The following is a 23,621-nucleotide window of genomic DNA, read 5'->3' as shown; positions in this document are numbered from 1 at the left end:
CATCGCCTTAGTTCCTTCACAAGTTTGGGTTGCATAACTAATATTTCGTCGCTGCACGATTGTTCTAGCAGCTAATTGGGCCGGGTTATTATGTAAAGGTAATTCCGGATGCTCCAAAACTAAAAGCAACTCAGATATTTTACTCAAAGTTAATTTTGTATCGGCTCAATAAGTAGGGGTAGGAGAGAAAAAAAAGTAAGCAGAGTACACAAAGTGTCATAAAATAGGACACATGACGCCAAAGATTATTTCACAAGACAAGTCATCCTTCAAGATACTGCAAACCATCGACCCAAAAGGTATTGCAGACGAATCCATGCGTCACACAGTAGAGATATTACTGAACCTAATAGAGCAATTAGAATTAAAAGTCAAAGACTTGGAGTCAGAGAATCAACGGTTAAAAGATGAAAATAACCGATTGAAGGGAGAGCAAGGAAAACCAGACATCAAAGCCAAGTCCAAAGGATTCAAAAGCCAGCACTCATAGCGAGAAAGAACGAAAAACCCCAAAAAAGCACAGCAAAGGCAGTAAGAACGCCACAATTAAAATAGATCGAGAAGAAATACTAGAATATCCTTGCATACCAACTACCAGCAGATGCAGAATTTAAAGGATACGAACAAGTAATCATCCAAGATATCAGCTTGGCAACCGACAACATATTATTCCGCAAACAGAAATATTACTCACCCTCAGTCGGAAAAACTTATGTAGCAGAATTACCAATGGGCTACGAAGGAGAATTTGGACCAGGAATCAAAGCCTTAATCATTAGTTTGTACTATGGTGGCAATATGACGCAAGGCAAACTACTGGAGTTTTTAGCAGATCTAGGTATTTCTATATCAGCGGGTTATTTATCCAACCTGTTAATCAAAAACCACTCAGGTTTTGAAACCGAGAAAAAAGAAGTTTATGATTCAGGACTAGCAAGTAGTCTGCAGGCAACACTTCGACCAAACTGGTGCGCGTGTAGGTGGAGTAAACCATACTACCAATATCATCTGCAACCCTTTATATACAGTCTACTTTACAACAGCGAATAAAGACAGATTGACTGTCCTGAAAGGATTACAGCCAGGACGAGAACTAGAATTCCTGTTGAATCCACTCACATTCTCACTAATTGGGGACTTCAAAATCCCGACTAAATGGCAGAATGCTCTCAAGCTATTACCTCAAGAAACGGTGTTGAGTGAGTCACAGTTTAATCACCTACTCAATAAGTATCTACCCAAACTGGGTGTTCAACAACTGACCCGGATTAAGGAAGCAGCAGCTATTGCCTTCTACCATCAGCAAACAGATTGTCCAGTCGTACAAACTCTTTGTTGTGATGATGCTCCGCAATTCAAGTTAATCACTGCCGAGCGAGCGTTATGTTGGGTACACGAGGGAAGGCATTACAAGAAGTTAAGCCCGGTATTCCCTTGCCATCAAGTAATTTTAGGGCAGTTTATCGAAGATTTTTGGGATTATTATCGGGAATTATTAGCTTATAAAGATGCTCCCAGTCCCGAAGCTGCACAGCCTTTAAAGGCTAAATTTCGGCTGCTTTTTGAAACTCCGAGTGGCTATGAATTGTTGGATGAGCGCAAACAATTAACTGCGACAAAAGTATCGGAGTTGCTGAGAGTTTTAGAGCATCCTGAATTACCTTTACACAATAATCCGGCTGAGCTAGCTGCCAGAACTATGGTGCAGCGACGTAATATTAGCTATGCAACTCAAACGATTGAGGGTACGAGGGCTTGGGATACTTTTATGTCTCTTGTTGCTACTACTCGTCAGTTGGGAATCAGTTTTTTCGATTATGTCCGGGACCGAATTTCTCAACTTCGAGTTATTCCCTCTCTCTCTACTATTATTCGCGAATAATCTTCTCTTCATCCCTTGGGCTTGTCTTGGCAACTAGAATAACTGCTCCCCCTATTTATTGAGCCGATACGACCCGACTATAACTTAATTGAATTCGTAGGAAAATCGACAAAAGAATATATTGTCAATCGATTTTTTACATCACTTGAAGAGCTAGAGTATTTATTGCATAGCCTCTTAAATGAATGACATTTAATAATTAAATGGGGGCGAAAAATCCAAAACAAGGGTAATGCTTGTATCACTGTTTAAATGTGCAACAGCTTACCAACAATCTTCCTTCTTCCTTCTGCTATTCCTCTAGGTTAAGAGCGTCAAGAGCGGTTAATTAAAAAAATTAGTGATTTTGAATACAATTCCCGACTCAACAGTCGATCGAACTCCTCAATTTTCGATGCGGATCTAAAATTCACCTAAAGTTTAGCGCCCTTTCGCAAAACCCTTCCTAAGATAGAAGTTGGGGGACGATCGGTCTCTTAGCCGATTTAGGGGCAAGTGTCAAGGACTCCATCGAACCCAAATCCACAGCAGCAAGACAGGGAGGTTATCAATATCATGGTACAAGCGCCGACAGGGGAAACCCGACTGGGCCCGATCGATCAGGTGCAAGCCTTAGACCGCGATTGCACTACTCTATCCCGTCACGTACTCCAGCAACTTCACAGCTTTTCAGCAGATGCTCAGGATCTCAGCGCTCTGATGAATCGCATCGGGCTCGCAGCCAAGCTGATCGCGAGGCGACTCAGCAGAGCCGGATTAATGGCAGATGCCTTGGGGTTTACAGGGGCTACGAACGTGCAGGGAGAATCCGTCAAAAAGATGGATATCTATGCCAATGAAGTGTTTATCTCGGTCTTCCAGCAAAGCGGACTTGTCTGCCGCTTGGCTTCCGAGGAAATGGAAAAACCCTACTACATTCCCGAAAACTGTCCGATCGGGCGTTACAGTCTGCTCTACGACCCCATAGACGGTTCTTCCAATCTTGACATCAATCTCAATGTAGGCTCCATATTCAGCATCCGCAAGCAAGAGGGGGACGATGCAGATGGCTCTGCTTCCGACTTGCTGCAACATGGACACAAACAAATTGCCGCTGGCTATGTACTCTACGGCCCCAGTACCATGTTGGTTTATTCGATCGGTCAGGGTGTTCATTCCTTTACCCTCGACCCCAGTTTGGGCGAGTTTATTCTAGCTAACGAAAACATTAAGGTTCCCGATCGCGGCCCGATTTACAGCGTTAATGAAGGCAACTTCTGGCAGTGGGAGGAATCTTTGAGAGACTACATTCGCTACGTACACCGCAGCGAAGGCTACACCGCCCGGTACGGCGGGGCTTTGGTGGGAGATTTCCACCGGATTTTATTCCAGGGAGGCGTGTTTTTGTACCCCGGAACGGTCAAACAACCGGAGGGCAAATTGCGTTTGCTCTACGAATCTGCTCCTTTGGCGTTTTTGATGGAGCAAGCCGGCGGGCGCGCCAGTACGGGCATTCAAGACATCTTAGACGTTGTGCCGACCAAGCTGCACGAGCGATCGCCCTTGATTATCGGCAGTAAAGAAAATGTAGCGATGGTCGAGTCTTTTATTCAAGATCGATCGCGCAATCCTAGAACAGTCCAAGAGTGAAGTCATTAGTCATTAGTTATTGGTAATTAGTCATTAGTTATTGGTCATTAGTTATTGGTGATTAAAACCAAAAAATCACAACTAACAACTAACAACTAAGCAAGACCCAATGCTTTTAGACCCGATCCTAAATTCCCAATTAACAGCTATCAAATTGTAGGAGTTACAGTAATGACAGCAACACCAACGAATCACCTGTTAGAAATCAAAGAAATTGGCCAAAGTATCTGGATGGACAATTTGACTCGCGATCTGATCGAGTCCGGCGAACTAAAACAGATGATTGAAAGTCGAGGACTGCGCGGGATTACATCTAATCCGGCTATTTTTGAGAAAGCGATCGCGGGTAATGTGATTTACGACGCGGATATCGAAGCGGGCATCCGGGCGGGTAAATCTGTAATGGAGATTTACGAATCTCTGGTATTTGAAGATATCCGCAACGCTTGCGACATCTTCGCCCCCGTTTACGCAGAGTCGAAGGGTTTGGACGGCTACATTAGCATTGAAGTGCCACCGACGATCGCCAACGACACAGAAAGCACGATTAGCGAAGCCATACGCTATTACCAAGCCCTCGGCAAAGAAAACGTGATGATTAAGATTCCGGGAACCGCTCAAGGTTTGCCCGCAGTCGAGCAAGTCATCAGCGAAGGAATTAACGTTAACGTGACTTTACTGTTCTCGGTTGACAGCTACGTCGAAACCTTCTGGGCTTACATTCGCGGATTGGAAGCGCGGGTGGCTAAAGGTTTGGATGTGAGCAATATTGCTTCTGTTGCCAGTTTCTTCTTGAGCCGGATCGACATCAATATCGATGGCAAGATTGACGAGAAACTCAAAAATGTCACAGATATTTCCACCAAAGCTAAACTGGAAGCGGTGAAGGGGAAAATTGCGATCGCCAATGCGAAGGTAGCTTACCAGAAGTATAAAGAGATCGTAGCGAGCGATCGCTGGCAAGCTTTAGCAGCCAAAGGAGCGAAAGTGCAGCGCTTGCTGTGGGCTTCCACCAGCACCAAAAACCCCAACTACAGCGATGTCATGTACGTCGATGAACTAATCGGCCCCGACACCGTTAACACTTTGCCGCCGAACACTGTTGAAGCTTGTTTCGATCACTGCGATGTCGCACCCCGGATTGAGAACAACGTTGCAGAAGCTTACACGCTAATCGAAAGTCTCAAAGATCCCGACATCGACATCAACTTAGACCAAGTGATGGCAGACTTGCTCTTGGACGGGATTGATAAATTCGTCACCCCGTTCCAATCCCTGATGGATTCCTTGCAAGAGAAAGTGCAGAAGCTCTCACCCGTTGCCTAGTGTGATATCTGTATCCTTAGAGGCAGAAGCATTTAGGAGTCGGAATGGATAATTGTTTTGGTTCCTAAATGCTGAGTTTCCATTCCTAACTACGAAGCACAGATTAGCTATCTGGCCGAGCAACTAGCAGAAATGAGTAGCAAAGAAACAGAGTAATTCGGGGTCTTCCCGAATCTTCAGTAGTTAATCTACCTGCTACGCCAGATCCCACCCTTGAGGAAGGTGGAGACGCTTGAAAGGTCACAACCTTAATGGGATTTTCTCAGCTATAGAGATTGCTAGTCCCAAGCGGTTAGGGGAGGAACATCGCCTAGTTTCTGAAGGTAGAACACCAAACCGATTAACAAGCCCTCAAGCCGATCGAAGCAAACTTAACCCAATATGTGGAGAAGGCAGAAATGCCAAATTATGTGTTTCTTTTGAATACCGATAAAATGCCATTAGATCTGATTCATCCTGCTCGTGCGAGAGAGATTCAATCAAAGGGGAAGGCGAAAGTGTTTCGCCAATATCCCTACGTTTTGATTTTGCCAGAGCGAGTGCAAAATCCTGTCACAAAGTTGTATTCCATCAAGATAGATCCGGGGTCAAAATTCACCGGATTCGCCTTGCAATGCGGTCAAGATATTGTGTGGAGGATGGAGTTGCAGCATCGTGGCGAAACGATTAAAGCAGGCCTGGAGCAACGGGCAGGATTCAGACGGGGAAGACGTTCTCGCAATCTGCGGTATCGCAAAAAGCGGTTAGATCGCCGCAAACCCGAAGGATGGTTAGCACCTTCCATTCGGCACCGCGTCTTAACCGTTGAGACGTGGATTAAGCGGTTGATTCGGTATTGCCCCGTGGAGTGCATTGAAATTGAGCAAGTTCGCTTCGATATACAGAAGTTGCAGCATCCTGAAATCAACGGTATAGAGTATCAGCAAGGGACGTTATTCGGCTATGAAGTGCGTGAATATCTGTTGCAAAAATGGGAGAGAAAATGTGCGTACTGTGGCACTGAGAATGTGCCATTAGAAATCGAACACATTTATCCAAAATCAAAAGGAGGAAGCGATCGGGTTTCTAATCTCACATTGGCTTGCCATGCTTGTAATCAGGCGAAAGGCGATCGAGACATCAGAGATTTTTTATTACAAAAGCCGAGCACCCTAGATCGAATTCTCAAACAAGTAAAGCAACCTTTGAAGGATGCGGCAGCAGTCAACGCGACTCGTTACGCAATTGTGCGAATGGCGAAAGGATTATGTGATTCGGTCAAATGCTGGACGGGTGGGAGAACGAAATATAACCGATGCTCTCAGGGGTTAGAAAAGGCTCACAGCATTGATGCCGCCTGTATTGGGGAATCAGGGCAGTCGATCAATTTGCGAACCCATCAACCTTTACTTGTTACCTGTAAAGGACATGGGAACCGTCAAGCACGGCGCGTCAACGCATCAGGATTCCCGGCAGTCAAGAGGGCGAAAGATGTGTTTCATCATGTCAGTGCTGGCGATATTGTCAAGGTTTCGATCAACAAGGATAGAAAAAAGGTGAAAGCAGGAATCTACACCGCACGGGTGAAAACCCCAAACAAGAACGGTTGTGAAGTTCTCATCAACGGGAACCGAATCAGCTTTTCAACCATGAAAGATGTACATTTCGTTTACAGGAATGATGGTTATGGATACGCATTCTCAGACTGCGAAATACTAAGAAATACTCCGAAATACTCCAAGATTTCGTTGCCGAACGCTATAACTGCTAATTATCAAGCCGTATTAGCGCGGCTGTCAGCTTTAGAAGGAGCAAAATAGAAACATGGTCACAATTCTTGAAAACCCGCTGCGGGTAGGTTTGCGAAAAGAACGAGTGCCGGAACCACAAATTCTGGTCATCTTCGGAGCTTCTGGGGATCTCACCCAGCGCAAACTGGTACCTGCAATTTATCAGATGAAGCGCGATCGACGCTTGCCACCGGAAACTACCGTGGTGGGAGTTGCCCGCCGCCCTTGGAGTCACGATTACTTCCGAGAGCAAATGCGCGAAGGCATTGAAGAATTTGGCGGCGGCATTGGCAATGAAGAATTTTGGCAAGATTTCGCTAAAGGTTTGTACTACTGTCCGGGCGACATTGACAACCCCGAAAGCTATGAAAAACTCAAAGCTTTCTTAGCCGAACTCGACGAAGAAAGGAGAACTCGCGGCAATCACATATTTTATCTGTCGGTTTCCCCGAACTTTTTCCCAGAAGCAATTAGGCAACTGGGCGCGGCTCAAATGCTAGTCGATCCAGTAAAACACCGCTTAGTAATTGAAAAACCCTTCGGCCGCGACTTGAGTTCAGCAAAAGCTCTTAACCGAGTCGTGCAGAAGGTTTGCCAAGAACAGCAAGTTTACCGGATCGACCACTATTTGGGTAAAGAAACTGTTCAGAATTTAATGGTGTTCCGGTTTGCTAACGCGATTTTTGAACCGCTGTGGAATCGGCAATTTGTCGATCACGTACAAATTACAGTTGCAGAAACAGTAGGCGTAGAAGACCGGGCCGGTTACTACGAATCCTCTGGGGCGTTGCGGGATATGCTGCAAAACCACTTGATGCAGATTTTCTGTCTGACGGCGATGGAACCGCCGAACTCGCTCGACGCTGACAGCATCCGCACCGAAAAGATGAAAGTTCTGCAAGCAACTCGCTTGGCAGATTTGAATAACTTAGAGTTCTCAGCGATTCGCGGTCAATATTCCGCAGGTTGGATGAAGGGCAAACAGGTGCCGGGGTATCACGAAGAACCGGGGGTGGCTCCCAACTCGACAACGCCGACTTTTGTGGCCATGAAGTTTATGATTGACAACTGGCGCTGGCAGGGAGTGCCTTTTTACCTGCGAACCGGCAAACGGTTGCCGAAAAAAGTTAGCGAAATTGCGATTCAGTTCCGCGAAGTTCCGCTGCTAATCTTTCAGTCCGCGGCCCAACAAACTACTCCTAACGTTTTGACTATGCGCGTGCATCCGAACGAGGGGATTTCGCTGAGGTTTGAGGCGAAAATGCCGGGGCCGGATTTGCGGACGCGGACGGTGGATATGGATTTCAGTTACGGTTCTTCCTTTGGGGTGACATCTTCGGATGCTTACGATCGCCTGTTAATTGATTGTATGCTGGGCGACCAAACTTTGTTTACCCGTTCTGATGAAGTGGAAGAAGCTTGGCGGGTGGTAACGCCGGCGTTGATGGCTTGGGAATCGTCCAACGACCAAGATTTGGTTCCTAAATACGAAGCGGGTACTTGGGAACCTGCGGAAGCAGAACTGCTAATTAACAGAGATGGCCGCAAGTGGCGCAGACTTTAAGAGTCAGTCGATTTTAGATTTTAGATTTTAGATTTTAGATTTACTGGACAGATGAATCTGAGAGCTTAAACTAGGGTCTAAAATTTTCTGATCTCCAGGACTACTGAACTAATGACCAATCACTGATGACTAAAAACTGACAAAGGAGAAAAAACCGATGACGATGACACCGATGAAAGCTCCGCCTCTGGTTTCGCTACAAAGTCCTAAAGATGTGTCGATCGACCAAATAGAGGCCGAATTGAGTCAAATTTGGGAAAGTTACAGAGAATCGGGGTCGAAGGGCGATTTTCCGATCGCTAGTAGGGCAACAACTTTTACTTTTGTAGTCTACGAACCCGAAGAAACTCAGCGGTTATTGGCGGATCTAGGGTTTTACGACGGGCCGGTGGACGGTATTACCGGGCCGATGACGGCATCTAGCATCAGGGCTGCTCAAAAAGCTTACGGACTGCCGAGAACTGGCAAAGCTAACGCTGAATTGCTGGCGACTTTGCGGGAAGAAGTGGCTCGCAAAAATTCCAATGGCGAGGAGATGGGATCGAGTGGTTTGGGTTCGGGGGGTTCGGGCGTGGCTGACGCGATCGTGGCTGCCAATCCCTGCCGGATTATTGCTCTGTGTCCGACGGCGGGGGAAGATACGGGCGTGCAGGCTCAAGTGGCTGCTTATTGTCCGGTTCACAAGCGCACCAGTGGCAATCTGATCTGCTGCGAGTACATTACGCTGCGCGGTACGGAAGCTGCTTTGGAACGGGTGAGCGGCATCGTGACGGCGTTGACTATCGCTGATTTGCCGACGCTGCTGTGGTGGAAGGCGAATCCTGATGCCGATCGAGGTTTGTTCCAGCGGCTGGCGGCAGTTAGCAGTTCTGTGATTGTTGACTCTAGCAGCTTTGCCGAGTGTGAAGCGGAATTGCTGTTGATGCAAAGTCTGATCGAGGAGGGAATTCCGATCGCGGATCTCAATTGGCGCCGGCTGGCCGCGTGGCAGGAGTTGGCTGCTGAGGCTTTTGACGCCCCGGAACGTCGCGCTGCGATTCGGGAAATTGATCGGGTGACGATCGATTACGAACAGGACAATTCTACGCAAGCGCTGATGTATTTGGGTTGGCTGGCGAGTCGGCTTCAGTGGCGTCCTGTTGCTTTCAAACAGGAAGAGGGCGATTACCACATCAAGCGAATTAAATTCGCCGGGCCGGACGAACGCGTTGTCGAAGCCGAGTTGGCTGCTATTCCTACTGCTGATTCGGGCGATGTCGCGGGCGATTTGATTGCTCTGCGTTTGAATTCTACGAACGAGAAGGCTGACTGCGGTACAGTGCTGTGTTCGGAAGCGGGTGGCTGTATGCGGATGGAAACGAAGGGCGGCGCTCAAACCGATCGGTTTAACCAGGTGAGTCCTCTGTTCGATCAGGTGACGGAACAGTTGCTGGGCCAGCACTTGCAGAGTTGGGGCCGAGATGTGCTTTACGAAGAAAGTTTGGCAGTGACGGCTCAAATGCTGAAGTTGGCTAAGCGGTAAAAAGAAGTTCGGCAACGGATTGTGTAGCGGATGTAACGGATGTAACGGATGGATGGAATCAGGAGAAAGGAGAAAGGAATAAGCAAGACGGATTGAGTTAATATTCAGTGGGGCAGGCAATGTCTGCCCTACTTTTTTAGGAGTTATGAATTTTAAGTTAGGAGTTTTGAATTAATCCTGTTATTTAACTCAAAACTCTAAATTACTTCCCAAAAGCCACTAAATTACCTCTCTTCTTCTCATTCTTCCTTCGCGCCCTAGCGCTTACGCGCGGCTTCGCCTAACGCGTCTTCGCGGTTCGTTAAATATGTATTTTTTGTGAATAACCTAGAACTATGGCTTTAGTAATTGCTGGCGAACGCAGCGGTGCGGGAAAGACTACTGTGACGATCGCCCTTTTAGCTTTTTTAATCCGTCGCGGCTTGAATGTTCAGTCTTTTAAGGTAGGCCCGGATTACATTGACCCGATGTTTCATGCTTTTGTTACTGGTCGCCCCTGTCGGAATTTAGACCCGGTATTAACGTCTGAATCTTATGTAAAAAAGTGTTTTTATCGTCATATTCAAGATGTCGATTATGCCTTAGTTGAAGGGGTGATGGGACTATTTGATGGAGTGAGTCGAAGGAATCAGGAATCACAAAGGCACGACACGGATACAGGGATTAATTATCGAAAAGAAGAAGGCAATTATGATTTTTCCTTTGCTTCTACGGCTCATGTGGCTTATTTGCTGAATTTGCCGGTATTGTTTGTGATAGATTGCAGCAGGCTCTCTGGTTCTGTGGCTGCGATCGCCCACGGTTTTCGTTCTTTTAACCCTGACCTTAAATTCGCTGGTTTGGTGCTGAATCGGGTGGCGAGCGATCGACATTTGGAACTGCTTCAAGATGCTCTCAAACCGATCAATTTACCTATTTTGGGCGTTTTGCGTAGGGATGAGGCTGTTACTATTCCCGATCGACATTTGGGGCTGATTCCTGCTGAGGAGTTGCCGAATCTTCATGCTGCGATCGATAAACTGGCTGATTTGGCTGCTGTTAGTTTTGACTGGGAGCAACTTTTGCCTTTGTTGGCTGCAACTCGAAATGGGGGGGGTGAGGGGTCTGAGCAACTTTCGGGTAGGCACAGTCTCCCTTCGGGAATTGTAACTCAAAAAAATGATGTTGTCAACTGTTTGGGAAAACAATTTGGAGTGAGGATTGCGGTTGCGCGCGATCGGGCTTTTAATTTTTACTATCAGGACAATCTTGATTTGTTGGAAGAGTTGGGTGCCCAGTTGGTGTTTTGGAGTCCTCTTGATGACTCGGTTTTTCCTGACAATGTGCAAGGGTTATATTTTGGTGGTGGTTTTCCCGAAGTGTTTGCTCAAAAATTGAGCGGTAATGTTTTAATTCGGGATGCGGTAAGAAGTGCGATTTTTTCGGGAATGCCGACTTATGCGGAGTGCGGCGGTTTGATGTATTTGTGCGATTCTATTGTAGACTTCGATGGCAATTCTTGGCCAGGGGTGGGTGTGTTGGAAACTGCTGCTGCGATGGGAAAGCGTTTGACGCTGGGATACCGAGAAGCGGTGGCGGTGAGGGATAGTTTGGTGTTAACTGCTTTTGATGAGGTTTGGGGACATGAGTTTCATCGATCGCATTTAACTGTTGAACCGAGTAATCCAGTTTATCACAGTTGGAGGTATGGGAAGCGGGGGGAGGTTGAGGCGGTTGCTGAAGGTTGGGGAGTTTGTCAGGTACACGCTTCTTATTTGCATTTGCATTGGGGTGCTCGGCCTGATATTCCGGCTCGTTTTTTGCAGCAGTGTGCTGAGTTTGATTGTAAGGGTGTTTTGGGCGATCGAGAAAGCGAACTGGATTTTTTTATTTAATTAACCGCAGAGGGCACAGAGGGCACAGAGAAGAGAAGAGAGAGGAGTTACTGTATTAAAATGCTTTTGATGGAAAGCAGGGAGGGGGTGTTGGGATTTATGAGCGAATCAATTTCGACTAAGCAGTTGTTTGCCCAATGGGTGACACGGGAGAATTTTCGGAGTTACGGTCAAGTTATCTTTACGGCTGTTGATGGCAAGTCTTTCGATGCTGAGGATGCTCAGTTAAATTTGCAAAATGGTGTTCCTAGATTTTACATTATGCGGCTCCATAAGGAAGGTCGCAAGTTTCGCAAAATTACGCGGCACGTTGAATGTACTCAGTGTTTGGGTTCTTTGGATGGGAAGGATTGGTTGATGGCGGTTGCGCCTCCTGGGGATAGCGATAAACCGAGTTTAGAGGATATGGCTGCTTTTCGGATTCCGGGCAATTGTTTTATTAAGTTAGATGTGGGGACTTGGCACGCTGGGCCGTATTTTGATGCGGATTTTGTTGATTTTTACAATCTGGAATTGAGCGATACTAATGTGGTTGACCATTTTACTTTTGATTTTGTGAAAAATCACAATCTGGAGTTTGAGATTGTCTGATGTTGGCGATTTGTAGTTGCGCTTTCTTTTTGGTGATTTTTGAGTAAGATTTTTTAACCGCAGAGGGCGCAGAGGACGCAGAGGAGGAGAAGGAGGGGGTTCGCAAGTGATTGGGGAATTATTTTGGAATCACTAGGCCCAATCGCAACTAGGAAGGATAAAGTTTACAAGTATTAAAATAGCTGCAATTGTCATGCCTGAGCAAAAGTATAGCATTGTTCTGCGCGAATGTCGTTTGTTAGGTGCGGGCGATGATCGCCCAACGGTTGATATTGCTATCGAGGATGACCAAATAGTCGCCGTTTCGCATCGGGTATCAGAACTTGGCGAACGCGAAATCGACATTCAAGGCAATTTAGTTAGTCCTCCTTTTGTGGATTCGCACATTCATCTCGATTCGGCTTTGACTGAAAGCATCCAGGATACAAGCCCCCGGATTCATCGGTGGAGAAATAAAAACCTGTATCCGATGAAACTTGCCCCCCGAATTTATCCGTGGGGTCAATGCTTCAGTCTAAAATCTAAAATCTAAAATCTAAAATCTAAAATCGATTGACTGCGGGGGAACCGCGATGGAATGAAAGCGGCACTTTGTTCGAGGGTATTCAAATCTGGGGGGAACGCAAGCAATGTTTAACTCTGGATGATGTCAAAAAACGGGCTGTAGAAACTTTAAAGCTGCAAGCGTCTCAAGGGATTTTGTTTGTCAGGAGTCACGCTGATGTTAGCGAACCGACGCTGACTGCTTTGCAAGGACTTTTGGAAGTTCGTGAACAAGTCAAAGATTGGATGACTCTGCAAGTTGTGGCTTTTCCTCAAGACGGGATTTACGGAAGTCCAGAAAATGACAAACTCTTAGAGAAATCTCTGGATATGGGTGCGGATGCTGTGGGCGGGATTCCGCATTATGAGTTGACGCGGGAAGATGGGGTGAAGTCGGTTGAGCGAATTTTTGAACTTGCTGAAAAATACCATAGATTAATAGATGTTCACTGCGATGAAATCGATGATGAACAGTCGAGATTTTTGGAGGTTGTAGCGGCTTGTGCGATTAGAAGCGGGGCTGGTTCGCGGGTGACTGCAAGCCACACGACGGCTTTCGGTTCTTACAACAATGCTTATGCTTTTAAGCTGATGGGAAGTTTGGCCAAATCGCGAATTAATTTCATCGCCAATCCTTTAATTAATATCACCCTGCAAGGCCGCGCTGATACTTATCCCAAACGCCGTGGGGTGACGCGAGTTAAGGAGTTGTGGCAGCAGGGATTGAATGTGAGTTTTGGCCACGACTGTGTGCAAGATCCTTGGTATAGTTTAGGTACGGGAAATATGTTGGATGTCGCTCATATGGCGGTTCATGTTTGTCAGATGACGGGAATGGCTGAGATTGCAGCTTGTTTTGATATGGTCACTGTCAACGGTGCTAAAACTCTCAATCTGGGAGATGATAATTATGGGATAGAGGCGGGGAAACCTGCTAATTTGATTGTGTTGGACGCTGAGGATTGTTATGATGCAATTAGGATGCGCGCTGCGGTTCGCTATGTGATTTCGCGGGGAAAGTTGCTGGCGGAAACTGAACCTGCTAAAATTAGTTTTTATGGTATTTGACAAACAATATTTGAAGCTGTTAAATTGTGAATCAAGGTGCTATTCCCGATGAGAGTCCGAGAAATTTGCCGGAGCAACTTCTGTTGCAAGATGCTAAAGCTAGCGTCGGCAAACGAATTCTAGGCAGTGCAGATAAGCCGTTGGGAGATGCTCCCCGATTGGTCGCTAATTACGGGGGCAAAGTCGGTGATTGGGTTAAAATGGTTAGTTCCCAAACCGCAGTAATTGAGGGAGCAGTTGTTGAAGTACATTGGTTCAGAAATAACGAGACTGCCCAAACTGTTGAGTTTAAATTCAAACGTACATATCCTAAAACTACACTAAAAAATCTGTAGTTATAAAAAACATGAAAATTCGCTGTATTGCCAATACAGGTAATGCTCTCCCTGAAAGTTACCTCAAGCCTGAGTTCTATTTTACGAAAGAAGTGGAATTTCCGCTAACGCTTGGCAAAGAATATGTTGTCTACGCTCTTTACCAATCGCAGGGTAATGTTTGGTACTATATCTGTGACGATAACTACACCTATTATCCCATGCAGAATCCTGCACCGCTGTTTGAGGTGGTTGATAGTAGAGTTTCTAAGTATTGGCGGTTTGAACTAGCACCGAATGGGCGGTTAGAGATTGCTTTTGAGCAGTGGTTTACTGACCCTTATTTTTATGATAAGCTGACGGATCAGGAAGAGGCAGAGGTTGAGGTTTTTGAGAAGGTTAAGGAATTGATGGATGCTGAGGATTTTGCTTTGCCTCCGCTGGATGTTGCAGTTGAGAAGTTGCGGGAAAGTGTCAGTGTTTGAGTTGAGAAAGTGGGAAGGTAAATTTAGTCTTTTGCCGTTGATTCAAACAGCTTTTTGACAAATAACATCTGCAACTGTTAAACTATGAATCAAGGTGCTATTCCCGATGAGAGTCCGAGAAATTTGCCGGAGCAATTGCTCCTGGAAGATGCTAAGGCTGGTAATTGCATAGTCATTCATTGCGGTACAGATAGACTGTTGGGCGATGCACGGAGACTTATTGCTGTTTATGGCGGGAATGCTGAAGATTGGGATAAAATGACAAGTATTGAGGCTTTTGAAATTAATGGAGCTTCCGTACAAGTCCATTGGTTTCGGAACAGTCAGACTCTTCAAGATGTGGAGTTTAAGTTCAAGCGACAGTATCCCAAAACAGCCCCTAAAAATCTGTAGGTAATCAAGTTATGAAAATTCGTTGTATTGCTAAGACTGGTGAATCTCTTCCTGAAGAATATATAGATCCGCCACGCGGTTACACTAGAAAGGTTGAGTTACCGCTAACTATAGGCAAGGAATATGTTGTTTATGCTATCCGAGAATGGAAAGGGACTATTTGGTACTACATCTGCAATGATAATTATAGCTATTATCCCATCCATAATCCGGCGCCGATGTTTGAAGTGGTTGACAGCAGAATTTCTAAGTATTGGCGGTTTGACCTTTCACCCAATGGCTTGTTAATGATAGCGTTTGAACAGTGGTTTACTGACCCTTATTTTTATGATAAGCTGACAGACCAAGAAGAGGCGGAGGTTGAGATTTTTGAGAAGGTTAAGGAATTGATGGATGCTGAGGATTTTGCTTTGCCTCCGCTGGATGTTGCAGTTGAGAAGTTGCGGGAAACTGTTAGTGTTTGAGTGGAAAAGTGCGATCGCAAATTGTTTCTTTACCACCTTGACTCAGAGATATTGAAATGGTATCAAAGAGGAATAACCCGAATTTTGAAAAAAAATGAACGATAAAATTGAATCCAATAAAAACTATGAGGCAGTAGGCGATGATGATGTTTTGTTATTCGGTCAAACAACTTTTCTGGTACGAAAGTTTAAAGAGCTATCGGGTAGCAAGTTGAGTGAGATCCTGGGGATTCCCGCAAATGGACAATACATAAGGGATTGGATGAGAGAGCTAAAGATTAACCCAGAAACAATAATTAGTGTAGGCGAGATAAACTGGAAATCGCATGAAGAAGGAATCGATTGTCAAATTATCAAAATTGGTTCCAAGGGTTGGCAAAAAGGAAAGGTTCAAATCGAAGTTAATAAAAACATAAAGTCTGGGGAAACGCAGACATCTATAAAGTTTTGTCCTGATGAACCACTAGAGCCAAAATCTCCTTTAGATGATATCAGACAATCTGAGGAATACAAAAAACTGAGCAATAATAACTGACAGCCCGATCGCCCTTACAATACAATAATCGATCGCACTCCAAGGCTAGCAAGAAAAAAATGACAAATATAGAAGAATATGTCGATCGCACCGCCGAACTGATAAACTTACCCTTAGACCCGGAACACCGCCCCGGTGTTGTGGTAAACTTCGAGAGAATAGCTGCGATCGCCCGACTCGTTACTGAATTCCCCTTACCCCCAGAAGTAGAAGTCGCGCCGGTATTTGAACCTTAGATTTTGAACCGCAGATGAACGCAGAGGAACGTAAATTTTTAGCACAAGCGGATGCAGTCGCCACAGCATCAGCGGTTAAAAGTGGTAAAATTACAGCGACAGCGGTTGTGACTGCGGCATTAGAACGAATTGCCGATCGAGATAACGTCCTCAATTGCTTTACTGCAATCACTGAATCAAGCGCACTCGCAGCAGCCGAAAATATAGATAATTCGATCGCAAATAACCAAAACCCAGGCCCTTTAGCAGGCGTTCCCTTCGCTGTCAAAAACCTGTACGACATCGGCGGAATTACTACCCTAGCAGGGTCAAAAATCAACGCTGACAATCCTCCGGCTACCCAGGACGCGGCCGTGGTCGCCCGACTAAAACAAGCCGGGGCTGTGCTTGTAGGTACGCTCAACATGGATGAGTACGCCTACGGTTTCGTCACGGAAAACAGCCACTACGGGCCGACTCGCAATCCCCGCGATACTGCGCGCATCGCCGGCGGTTCCAGCGGCGGTTCCGCAGCAGCAGTCGCCGCCGGTTTTGTACCCATCACCCTCGGTTCTGATACTAACGGTTCCATCCGCGTACCGGCTGCTTTGTGCGGTGTCTTTGGGTTTAAGCCTACTTACGGCCGTTTGTCAAGGGCTGGCGCTTTTTTATTTTCGAGTAGTTTGGATTGTGTGGGGCCGTTTGGGCGCTCGATCAGGGATATGGCGCTGCTGTACGATATCCTGCAAGGCCCTGATTCTCGTGACCCAGTTTGCACTCAACGCCCGCCTGAACTTTGTTCGCCGCAGTTAAATCAAGGCATCGAAGGATTGCGAATTGCTGTTGCTGACGGGTATTTCGCCACAGGGGCCGAACCGGAAGCAATGGATGCTGTAGAAATAGTTGCTAAAGCCTTGACAAATGTCTTGGATTGTGGTAAAGGCACAGAAAAAACAACAAACCCCCCAAAAATAGGGGGGCTTGCAACTGTCACCATACCGGAATCCGATCGCGCCCGGGCTGCGGCATTTATCATTACCGCTTGCGAGGGCGGAAACTTGCATTTAGATAATTTACGATCGCGCCCTCAAGACTTCGATCCCGCCACGCGCGATCGATTTTTAGCGGGAACCCTGATCCCTGCGACTTGGTACTTGCAAGCGCAGAGATTCAGACAGTGGTACCGCGATCGAATTCGCGAAATATTCCAACAAACAGACATCATCCTCGCACCCGCCACCCCGATAGCTGCCCCTGAAATTGGCGTCGAGAAAATGGTAATAGCCGGACAAGAAACAAGAGTGCGTCCCAATCTCGGACTGTTCACCCAACCCCTATCATTTATTGGCTTGCCCGTTCTTTGCGTGCCCGTACAGCGGCCCGGCGCTTTGCCCTTGGGGGTACAAATTATTGGTGCTCCCTACAGCGAAGCGGTGATTCTCCGAGTCGCTGCGGTACTAGAATCGCAAGGCATTATATCTGCCGAATCAATTTAGTGCTAATAATTCTAGGGTTTGTTGTTGCGGTGGAAGCGTCTCTTAGTCCTTCTGGCAATAGCTTTGCGCTTCTGCTTTTCCAACGGGGTTTCAAAGTGGCGGTGCTTTCTCATGTCGGGGAAAATGCCCGCTTTAGAAACTTGTCGCTTAAACCGTCGCAGGGCTGACTCAATCCCTTCATTTTCGCCTATTACAACTTGGGTCATTATTTCTCCTTAGTGTTTGTCAGATCAAGTTTTATCATATCAAGCTTTTTGACCGCGCGACCTGTTGGAGGTCGGGCGATCGGTCAAAACCCCAAAATCATACCAGAAAATTGGTTCGTAGTGAGGACTTCAGTCCTTCTTTTTTGCGGACTGAAGTCCTCACTACAAACCAAAATTTTCGTAGTGAGGAATGCAAGTCCTGCTTTTTTGCGGACTGAAGTCCTCATTGACTACTGACTACTGACTACTGTCAACTGACTACTGACTACTGACTACTGACTACTGACCAACTGATTTTCCTGCCGCAGGTAAGCTTGAATAAACGGGTCTAATTCGCCGTTCATCACATCTGCGATGGCGGTTGTTTCCACTCCAGTACGCAAATCCTTGACCATTTGGTATGGGTGAAAAACATAATTGCGAATTTGGTTGCCCCAAGCCGCCTCCACCATATCGCCGCGAATCTCGGCAATTTCCGAAGCCCGCTGTTCCTTAGCAACTACCAACAGCCTAGCCTTGAGTAATGCCAAAGCTTTTTCCTTATTTTGCAACTGACTGCGTTCTTCGGTGCAGCGGACAGCCAAACCGGTAGGAAGGTGCACGATGCGGACTGCGGTTTCCACCTTGTTAACATTTTGCCCGCCCTTGCCGCCAGCGCGGGAAGTCGTGATTTCCAAATCTTTTTCTGGAATGTCCAACTTGACGGATCGATCGAGAATTGGCATCACTTCAACGCCTGCAAAACTGGTTTGACGCTTGTCATTAGCATTAAAAGGCGAAATTCTGACCAAGCGGTGAGTGCCTTTTTCCGATCGCATATAACCGTAAGCGTAGCGGCCGACAATTTCCAAAGAAGCAGATTTAACACCTGCTTCCTCTCCCTCGGAAATTTCCATTAAATGTACTTTGTAACCTTGACTTTCCCCCCAGCGGGTGTACATCCGCAGCAGCATTTCGGCCCAATCTTGAGCATCTGTGCCGCCGGCCCCGGCGTTAATCGTCAAAACTGCGCCGCCTTCGTCGTAGGGCCCCGATAGTAATTGTTGCAGTTCCCACAGGTCGAGTTCGCGGGTTAACCGAGAAAGACTCGATGAGGCTTCTTGGAACAGGGACTCGTCGGCTTCTAACTCCAGCAGTTCTAAAATTGCTTTAGCATCTGCCAAGCTCGTTTGCCAGCCGCGGTATTGGTCTAAATGAGATTTGAAGTCATTAAGTTCTTGGAGGGTTTCTTGAGCTCGATCTTGGTCGTCCCAAAATGCTGGTTGGGCGCAGATTTGCTCTAAGTCTTGAATTTTGGCTGTAAGTGCGGGGATGTCAAAGATAGTCCTGGGTTGTACCCAGTCGATCGCACAATGTTTCGATGTTGTGTTTGATGTCTAGAACTTCCACTGTTAGTTCTCCTAGTTGTGGGGTGTCTTGTCGATTTTAGCTGAAATTTCGACATTTCAGCAATTAATCCGTGTATCCGTGTCCAAATCCGTGTTGTGCCTTCCTGCTTAGATATACTGCAAAGCCGTTGAGTTCAAAACTTTACCGCCTTAAAAAATCAAAATTCCCAAAAAGTTGCTAGAATCTAAAATCAGGTTAACGATCTCGATGGAAGTTAACTGCCATGATTTCCCCAGAACTAAAATTCAGCTTGCCGTCCACCGAAGACCTGCCCTGTTCGGACGATACCCCTGTGGATAACGAAGACCAGAATCTGCTGCCGAACCTATTGTTGTTTGTCCTGACCGGTATTTGGTCGGCTCGCATGGATTGGTACTTTGGGGTGGATATGGCGGTGTATCACACGACGGGAATCAGTCCCAAAGTGCCTGTCGTCCCCGACGGGTTTCTGAGTTTGGGGGTGGAGCGCCGAAAAGGGGGCAAATCTCGCCGCAGCTATGCTGTCTGGGAAGAAAACGAGGTTGTGCCGATCGTAGCATTGGAAATGGTGTCTCACAAACCCGGTGGGGAATACGACGATAAAATGTCGATTTATGCCGGGTTAGGGGTTTTGTACTACATTATTTACAACCCCGAATTTTGGCGGCGCGATCGGCATCAACCGTTTGAAGTGTACAAGCTGATTGAGGGGCAGTACAGGCAGCAGATTGGCGAACCCTATTGGATGCCAGAAGTAGGACTGGGCATGGGGCGATCTGGGCAAGTTATTGGGGGCATCGAGCAAGAAATTCTGGTTTGGTACGACGAGTCAGGAAATGTCTATCCCCTGCCGGATGCAGCGGCGGGGCAGATGCGCGAACAGTTGAGGGTAGAACGACAACGAGCTGAGGTTCAACAGCAACGAGCTGAACGTTTAGCTGAGTATTTGCGATCGCAAGGGATCGATCCCGATAACCTGCCTGAATCGTGACAAGAAATTCGATCGGCTTGAGCGCATTCTTCCTTGTGACTAATAACTAATAACTAATGACTAATGACTAATGACTAATGACTAATGACTAATGACTAATGACTAATGACTAATGACTAATGACTAATGACTTCTTATATATACTGCGAACCTGTGGAATTGAAAGTTTTACCGCATTCGTGAGCGCATACATCCAACCTTTTAGAACAGGAAAAACTTTTTGTGAGGTCTTCGCGAAACCAATCACTTTCCAGGGCATCTTTCACCGATTGAGTTCTGAGAGAATTAAAGCCCTCTCCGTATTTTTCAATTAAAGCCAGCATCTGCGGTCTGTAAGTATCATTATAAACAGCGTATTTAGTATGACTTACCCAACAACAAGGCCAGAGTTCCGCTTCAAAACTGATAAAAATGTCTTTGCTAGCTTGAGTTTGGCAGCTAATTTCTACATTTCGGTAGTAATTGTTTAGGCTACCAAATTTTTCTACAGCTTGGATAAATTGGTCTCCCTGTGGATTTTTATATTGTTCCAACGATGGGGGTTGAAGTTCTTCGCTGGCTGGCTTTGATGGGACGGGCTGAGTTTGAGCGGGTGCTTGAGAGGTTTCGATAGCTATAGCTTGATACCAAGCATAATTGGCTTTTTCTGGTTGCCCCAACTGCGTCAACACTTTAGCTAAATTGCGATAAGCTCCGGCAAAATTGGGTTTAAGCTCGATCGCCTTTTGGTAATAAGCACTAGCGGGCTGCCACTGTTGCTGTTGAGCATAAAGACTGCCGACATTAGCATAAACTTCGGGAAAATTAGGTTGGATTTTTAGTGCCTTTGCGTAACAATCTGCTGCTGCTTGCATCTTCCCCAAACCTTGAACAGCATTGCCTAAAGTTTTCCAGGCTGCTGCAAAATTAGGTTGAATTTTTAGGGCGTGTTGGCTGGCTGCGATCGCATCTGATAGCTTTCCTTGTTTCAAGCATTCCTCAGCTTGTCGGTGGAACTGAAGCGCGGCCTGTTCTTGATGCTGAGGGGCTGATACATTAGCTGTTGCTGGTTGGTTTTGGCGATCGCTCTTAGCCTCTACCTGAGAGTTTTCTGCCTTCTGGGGCTGTTGATTTGCGGACTCTTTGTCATAAATCTCTTTCGCCACAAAACGAGAGGTTGCTTTCGGTACAAACTCGACAAATCCTAGTTGTTGGGCTAAATCCCGCGCTGCTTCTACTTGGTGCTGGTTGTGTTCAAATATCAAGTAGTGCCAGACAGCTTTTCCGCCAGCTTGGATGAAGGCATTAACCGACTGCATTATTCTATCCCAGTTGGTATTTTTGCGGTAAATGCTGTTAGTATCTGCCAAGCCGTCGATACTAAAAGTTACGTTGTCGTTGTCTCCTGTCATCGCCTTTGCCAGGGCTTGCCACCAGTCGGGATTGCGTCCGCTACCATTAGTATAAAGCCCGATTTGAGGAACTCCCATGCGATGCCAATATTCGATCGCCGGAATTGTGGTATTGCTAGTCATAGCATCGCCGTAGTTGCCGCACATATACACCAAATCCAACTGAGAGCAAAACTCTTGTGGGAAAATTCTCTCAATATCCTCCATCTTTAATTCTGCCCCCGGCAAAATCGGGTTGTCGGTGCGGGGACACTGGGGACAAGCTGCATTGCACCTGGAGGTAATTTCTACGCTGACTCTCCTGATATCTTCATATTTTAAGTACATGAGTTTTCTCCAATTAATTTGTGATTAATATTGAAATCGCGATCGACAGAATTAGATAACAAGACCTTGGATAGAGTGATTAAAAAGTAAAATTATACCTCATGCCTGTCGCCTGTGGACATGATATAAGTTTTTTGTATGACGGACAGAGGACGAGAGGACGAGATGACCGAAGAACGAGCCCGCCGGGCCCCTGGCTTTAGACACGGGGATAAGTCGGTAGCGGTTTCAACCGCCTTCAGTTTTTGATATAATTCAAACAGCAAGTAAGAATAACCATCTACGCGAAGAATCATCAAGCGTGCGGAGAAATCCCGGCAACGGAGACATCCGCCTTTGATGCGGAATACTTAAAGGGCGAATAATGGCAGGGTGAGGAGCGTACCTATCTGGCTCGTGCGATGGACTCTGAAAGTAAGAAAAACTCTAAAAGTAAGCGCAATTGCAATATCTTTGATACGGGTATTGTTTTGAGCGTCTAGGGGGACTTTTGCCTGTCCCTTCCAAGTTTAGCTTGGAGAATCCCCAGGCTTGGGCCGTGGGGAGTGTCAAGACTATCTTGATTCCCAATCTTAATCAAAAACCGCGGCTCGATCGACATCGAGCCGCGGTTTTTTTTAAGCTACAGTTTCAATTAATCGCGGCCGTTGAGAGCAATCAGCAGGCGCAGAATAAAGATGAACAAGTTGATGTAGGTCAAGTACATCGACAGAGCAGCGGGCAAATACTGGTCGTCGCGGTAGCTGCGGGGTAATATGTAAAAATCGACGATCGCAGCGCCGGCAAATATAAAAACGCCGATGCCAGAAATGCCAATTTCCAACCAAGTTGGGGTGTAGACGCCAAAGAGAGAGAGCAGAAACTGACCGCCAACGACGACTAACAAAGCAATGACACCTAAACTTATAGTTTTGGTGAGGGCCATGCCGTCTTGTTCAGAAAGGTTGGAGCCAATTTGGCGGGCGGCGATAAAAGTAATGCCACATCCAAGTGCAGCAAAACCAATACCGGCGATGCCGACGCCTTCGCTTCTGAGGGCTACAGACACCAACCCGCTGAGGGTGTAGCCGGAAAGCAGGCTGTAGGTTGCCAGCAGGGGCAAAGCGGTATTTTTGTTGCCTTGTTCGGCGGCGGCGCGGGCGACGAAGAATAGAATTAATTCTACGACGATCGCAGCAATGAAGGTGGGAAAGAAGATCCCCGGATAGTTGCGGATCACTCCGAGGCCCCCGTAGGTGCCGACAGCAGTTAAGACAAGTCCGCCGCCCACGAAGGGGAGAGCGTTGGAGATGACGTTGGGGCCTACTAGCGCGTGGTTTTTAGCCTCGCGCACGGCTTCGCGGAAATTGCTAGTGTTACTCACGAGGATTTACCTAATTTTGGCTGAGAATTGCTATCTCTATTTTGACAGCTTTACAGTTTGTTTGCAAAACCTGAAAGAGTTTAAAGATTTGATAAAGAAGGGGGGTGAAATCACTCCAAAGCAGGGATCGATTGTTTATAATCGACTGCGTACAGGTCTGTGCCGTGTCGCTGTCTCGCACCGTTGCGCGTCGGGGCAAAGCTATAATTGAGGTTAAAGGGCCGGCGCTATCTGCGGCCAGGGGTCAATCGATTTTAGATTTTAGATTTTAGATTTTAGATTTTAGAGGCGACCCCACGGATAAA

The 23,621-nt window shown here is 46.6% G+C and carries 24 protein-coding genes and 1 pseudogene; 21 read left to right on the top strand and 4 right to left on the bottom strand.

The features are described 5' to 3' along the window. The first annotated feature begins 232 nt into the window (after positions 1–232). From QUB10_RS02855 to QUB10_RS02760, 20 genes and pseudogenes are all read left to right on the top strand, one after another. Positions 233–490: a hypothetical protein gene (locus tag QUB10_RS02855; protein WP_333199374.1), complete on the top strand. Its 258-nt coding sequence runs from the start codon at positions 233–235 to the stop codon at positions 488–490. Positions 491–648: 158 nt separating this feature from the next. Then, positions 649–1,050, top strand: a complete 402-nt coding sequence (locus QUB10_RS02850) for a hypothetical protein (RefSeq protein WP_333199372.1) — start codon at positions 649–651, stop codon at positions 1,048–1,050. A 7-nt stretch (positions 1,051–1,057) separates the two neighbouring features. Continuing rightward, complete coding sequence (locus tag QUB10_RS02845) at positions 1,058–1,882, top strand: IS66 family transposase (protein ID WP_333199370.1); 825 nt, start codon at positions 1,058–1,060, stop codon at positions 1,880–1,882. A 69-nt stretch (positions 1,883–1,951) separates the two neighbouring features. Next, a pseudogene (locus tag QUB10_RS02840) lies at positions 1,952–2,071 on the top strand (IS630 family transposase); the annotation flags it as partial. Between the two features lie 366 nt (positions 2,072–2,437). Beyond that, positions 2,438–3,511, top strand: coding sequence for a class 1 fructose-bisphosphatase (gene fbp, locus QUB10_RS02835; protein ID WP_333199369.1), 1,074 nt, complete (start codon positions 2,438–2,440; stop codon positions 3,509–3,511). Positions 3,512–3,682: 171 nt separating this feature from the next. Next, positions 3,683–4,837: a transaldolase gene (gene tal, locus QUB10_RS02830; protein WP_333199367.1), complete on the top strand. Its 1,155-nt coding sequence runs from the start codon at positions 3,683–3,685 to the stop codon at positions 4,835–4,837. A 398-nt stretch (positions 4,838–5,235) separates the two neighbouring features. Further along, a complete protein-coding gene (iscB, locus tag QUB10_RS02825; RefSeq protein ID WP_333199366.1) occupies positions 5,236–6,636 on the top strand; it encodes an RNA-guided endonuclease IscB in 1,401 nt (466 codons plus the stop codon). Positions 6,637–6,640: 4 nt separating this feature from the next. Then, a complete protein-coding gene (gene zwf / locus QUB10_RS02820; RefSeq protein ID WP_333199363.1) occupies positions 6,641–8,170 on the top strand; it encodes a glucose-6-phosphate dehydrogenase in 1,530 nt (509 codons plus the stop codon). Between the two features lie 157 nt (positions 8,171–8,327). Beyond that, the gene (gene opcA, locus QUB10_RS02815; protein WP_333199362.1) at positions 8,328–9,692 is read left to right on the top strand and encodes a glucose-6-phosphate dehydrogenase assembly protein OpcA; all 1,365 of its coding nucleotides are present in this window, start codon (positions 8,328–8,330) and stop codon (positions 9,690–9,692) included. Positions 9,693–10,027: 335 nt separating this feature from the next. Next, a complete protein-coding gene (locus QUB10_RS02810) occupies positions 10,028–11,566 on the top strand; it encodes a cobyrinate a,c-diamide synthase (RefSeq protein WP_333199360.1) in 1,539 nt (512 codons plus the stop codon). 99 nt (positions 11,567–11,665) lie between these two features. Further along, positions 11,666–12,157 (top strand): ureidoglycolate lyase, encoded by a 492-nt coding sequence (locus QUB10_RS02805; RefSeq protein WP_333199358.1) that lies wholly within the window; start codon positions 11,666–11,668, stop codon positions 12,155–12,157. A gap of 193 nt (positions 12,158–12,350) precedes the next feature. After that, the gene (locus QUB10_RS02800; protein WP_333199356.1) at positions 12,351–12,689 is read left to right on the top strand and encodes a hypothetical protein; all 339 of its coding nucleotides are present in this window, start codon (positions 12,351–12,353) and stop codon (positions 12,687–12,689) included. Between the two features lie 20 nt (positions 12,690–12,709). Beyond that, the gene (gene codA / locus QUB10_RS02795) at positions 12,710–13,768 is read left to right on the top strand and encodes a cytosine deaminase (protein WP_333199354.1); all 1,059 of its coding nucleotides are present in this window, start codon (positions 12,710–12,712) and stop codon (positions 13,766–13,768) included. A 26-nt stretch (positions 13,769–13,794) separates the two neighbouring features. Then, on the top strand, positions 13,795–14,103 hold the full coding sequence (locus QUB10_RS02790; protein WP_333199352.1) for a hypothetical protein: 309 nt from the start codon (positions 13,795–13,797) through the stop codon (positions 14,101–14,103). Positions 14,104–14,114: 11 nt separating this feature from the next. Next, on the top strand, positions 14,115–14,567 hold the full coding sequence (locus tag QUB10_RS02785; RefSeq protein ID WP_333199351.1) for a hypothetical protein: 453 nt from the start codon (positions 14,115–14,117) through the stop codon (positions 14,565–14,567). An 84-nt stretch (positions 14,568–14,651) separates the two neighbouring features. Beyond that, positions 14,652–14,960, top strand: coding sequence for a hypothetical protein (locus tag QUB10_RS02780; RefSeq protein ID WP_333199349.1), 309 nt, complete (start codon positions 14,652–14,654; stop codon positions 14,958–14,960). 11 nt (positions 14,961–14,971) lie between these two features. Beyond that, a complete protein-coding gene (locus tag QUB10_RS02775) occupies positions 14,972–15,424 on the top strand; it encodes a hypothetical protein (RefSeq protein ID WP_333199347.1) in 453 nt (150 codons plus the stop codon). Between the two features lie 94 nt (positions 15,425–15,518). Continuing rightward, positions 15,519–15,959, top strand: coding sequence for a KGK domain-containing protein (locus tag QUB10_RS02770; RefSeq protein ID WP_333199345.1), 441 nt, complete (start codon positions 15,519–15,521; stop codon positions 15,957–15,959). A 59-nt stretch (positions 15,960–16,018) separates the two neighbouring features. Next, on the top strand, positions 16,019–16,195 hold the full coding sequence (locus QUB10_RS02765; RefSeq protein WP_333123882.1) for a DUF4089 domain-containing protein: 177 nt from the start codon (positions 16,019–16,021) through the stop codon (positions 16,193–16,195). A 14-nt stretch (positions 16,196–16,209) separates the two neighbouring features. Next, complete coding sequence (locus QUB10_RS02760) at positions 16,210–17,670, top strand: AtzE family amidohydrolase (protein ID WP_333199342.1); 1,461 nt, start codon at positions 16,210–16,212, stop codon at positions 17,668–17,670. A gap of 11 nt (positions 17,671–17,681) precedes the next feature. On the opposite strand, the gene rpsU is transcribed toward QUB10_RS02760, so the two are convergent. Together rpsU and prfB are read right to left on the bottom strand one after the other, a co-directional pair. Continuing rightward, on the bottom strand, positions 17,682–17,876 hold the full coding sequence (rpsU, locus tag QUB10_RS02755; protein ID WP_006632476.1) for a 30S ribosomal protein S21: 195 nt from the start codon (positions 17,874–17,876) through the stop codon (positions 17,682–17,684). 272 nt (positions 17,877–18,148) lie between these two features. Further along, a protein-coding gene (gene prfB / locus QUB10_RS02750; protein ID WP_333199339.1) for a peptide chain release factor 2 occupies positions 18,149–19,265 on the bottom strand; the annotation gives its coding sequence in 2 pieces (ribosomal slippage) (positions 18,149–19,192 and positions 19,194–19,265; 1,116 coding nt in all). Between the two features lie 223 nt (positions 19,266–19,488). Here prfB and QUB10_RS02745 point away from each other — a divergent pair. After that, positions 19,489–20,235 (top strand): Uma2 family endonuclease, encoded by a 747-nt coding sequence (locus QUB10_RS02745; RefSeq protein WP_333199336.1) that lies wholly within the window; start codon positions 19,489–19,491, stop codon positions 20,233–20,235. Between the two features lie 134 nt (positions 20,236–20,369). Here QUB10_RS02745 and QUB10_RS02740 read toward each other — a convergent pair whose 3' ends face one another. Both QUB10_RS02740 and QUB10_RS02735 read right to left on the bottom strand, forming a co-directional pair. Further along, positions 20,370–21,953 (bottom strand): tetratricopeptide repeat protein, encoded by a 1,584-nt coding sequence (locus QUB10_RS02740; RefSeq protein ID WP_333199333.1) that lies wholly within the window; start codon positions 21,951–21,953, stop codon positions 20,370–20,372. Positions 21,954–22,587: 634 nt separating this feature from the next. Then, positions 22,588–23,316, bottom strand: a complete 729-nt coding sequence (locus tag QUB10_RS02735; RefSeq protein WP_333199331.1) for a Bax inhibitor-1 family protein — start codon at positions 23,314–23,316, stop codon at positions 22,588–22,590. Positions 23,317–23,621: the final 305 nt, after the last annotated feature.

Origin of the sequence: Microcoleus sp. B5-D4 (genome assembly GCF_036705145.1) — a bacterium.
In the GTDB taxonomy this organism is placed as follows: Bacteria; Cyanobacteriota; Cyanobacteriia; order Cyanobacteriales; family Microcoleaceae; genus Microcoleus.
Note: the sequence above shows the minus strand (reverse complement) of the source record. Positions and strands in the feature narration are given on the sequence as shown.

Coding starts and splice junctions, on each gene's coding strand:
- QUB10_RS02775 (WP_333199347.1), top strand. CDS start 14,972: ATGAAAATTCGTTGTATTGCTAAGACTGGTGAATCTCTTCCTGAAGAA.
- opcA (WP_333199362.1), top strand. CDS start 8,328: ATGACGATGACACCGATGAAAGCTCCGCCTCTGGTTTCGCTACAAAGT.
- QUB10_RS02800 (WP_333199356.1), top strand. CDS start 12,351: ATGCCTGAGCAAAAGTATAGCATTGTTCTGCGCGAATGTCGTTTGTTA.
- QUB10_RS02855 (WP_333199374.1), top strand. CDS start 233: ATGACGCCAAAGATTATTTCACAAGACAAGTCATCCTTCAAGATACTG.
- QUB10_RS02780 (WP_333199349.1), top strand. CDS start 14,652: ATGAATCAAGGTGCTATTCCCGATGAGAGTCCGAGAAATTTGCCGGAG.
- QUB10_RS02810 (WP_333199360.1), top strand. CDS start 10,028: ATGGCTTTAGTAATTGCTGGCGAACGCAGCGGTGCGGGAAAGACTACT.
- QUB10_RS02745 (WP_333199336.1), top strand. CDS start 19,489: ATGATTTCCCCAGAACTAAAATTCAGCTTGCCGTCCACCGAAGACCTG.
- QUB10_RS02770 (WP_333199345.1), top strand. CDS start 15,519: ATGAACGATAAAATTGAATCCAATAAAAACTATGAGGCAGTAGGCGAT.
- fbp (WP_333199369.1), top strand. CDS start 2,438: ATGGTACAAGCGCCGACAGGGGAAACCCGACTGGGCCCGATCGATCAG.
- QUB10_RS02805 (WP_333199358.1), top strand. CDS start 11,666: ATGAGCGAATCAATTTCGACTAAGCAGTTGTTTGCCCAATGGGTGACA.
- tal (WP_333199367.1), top strand. CDS start 3,683: ATGACAGCAACACCAACGAATCACCTGTTAGAAATCAAAGAAATTGGC.
- rpsU (WP_006632476.1), bottom strand. CDS start 17,876: ATGACCCAAGTTGTAATAGGCGAAAATGAAGGGATTGAGTCAGCCCTG.
- zwf (WP_333199363.1), top strand. CDS start 6,641: ATGGTCACAATTCTTGAAAACCCGCTGCGGGTAGGTTTGCGAAAAGAA.
- QUB10_RS02785 (WP_333199351.1), top strand. CDS start 14,115: ATGAAAATTCGCTGTATTGCCAATACAGGTAATGCTCTCCCTGAAAGT.
- QUB10_RS02740 (WP_333199333.1), bottom strand. CDS start 21,953: ATGTACTTAAAATATGAAGATATCAGGAGAGTCAGCGTAGAAATTACC.
- QUB10_RS02760 (WP_333199342.1), top strand. CDS start 16,210: ATGAACGCAGAGGAACGTAAATTTTTAGCACAAGCGGATGCAGTCGCC.
- iscB (WP_333199366.1), top strand. CDS start 5,236: ATGCCAAATTATGTGTTTCTTTTGAATACCGATAAAATGCCATTAGAT.
- QUB10_RS02765 (WP_333123882.1), top strand. CDS start 16,019: ATGACAAATATAGAAGAATATGTCGATCGCACCGCCGAACTGATAAAC.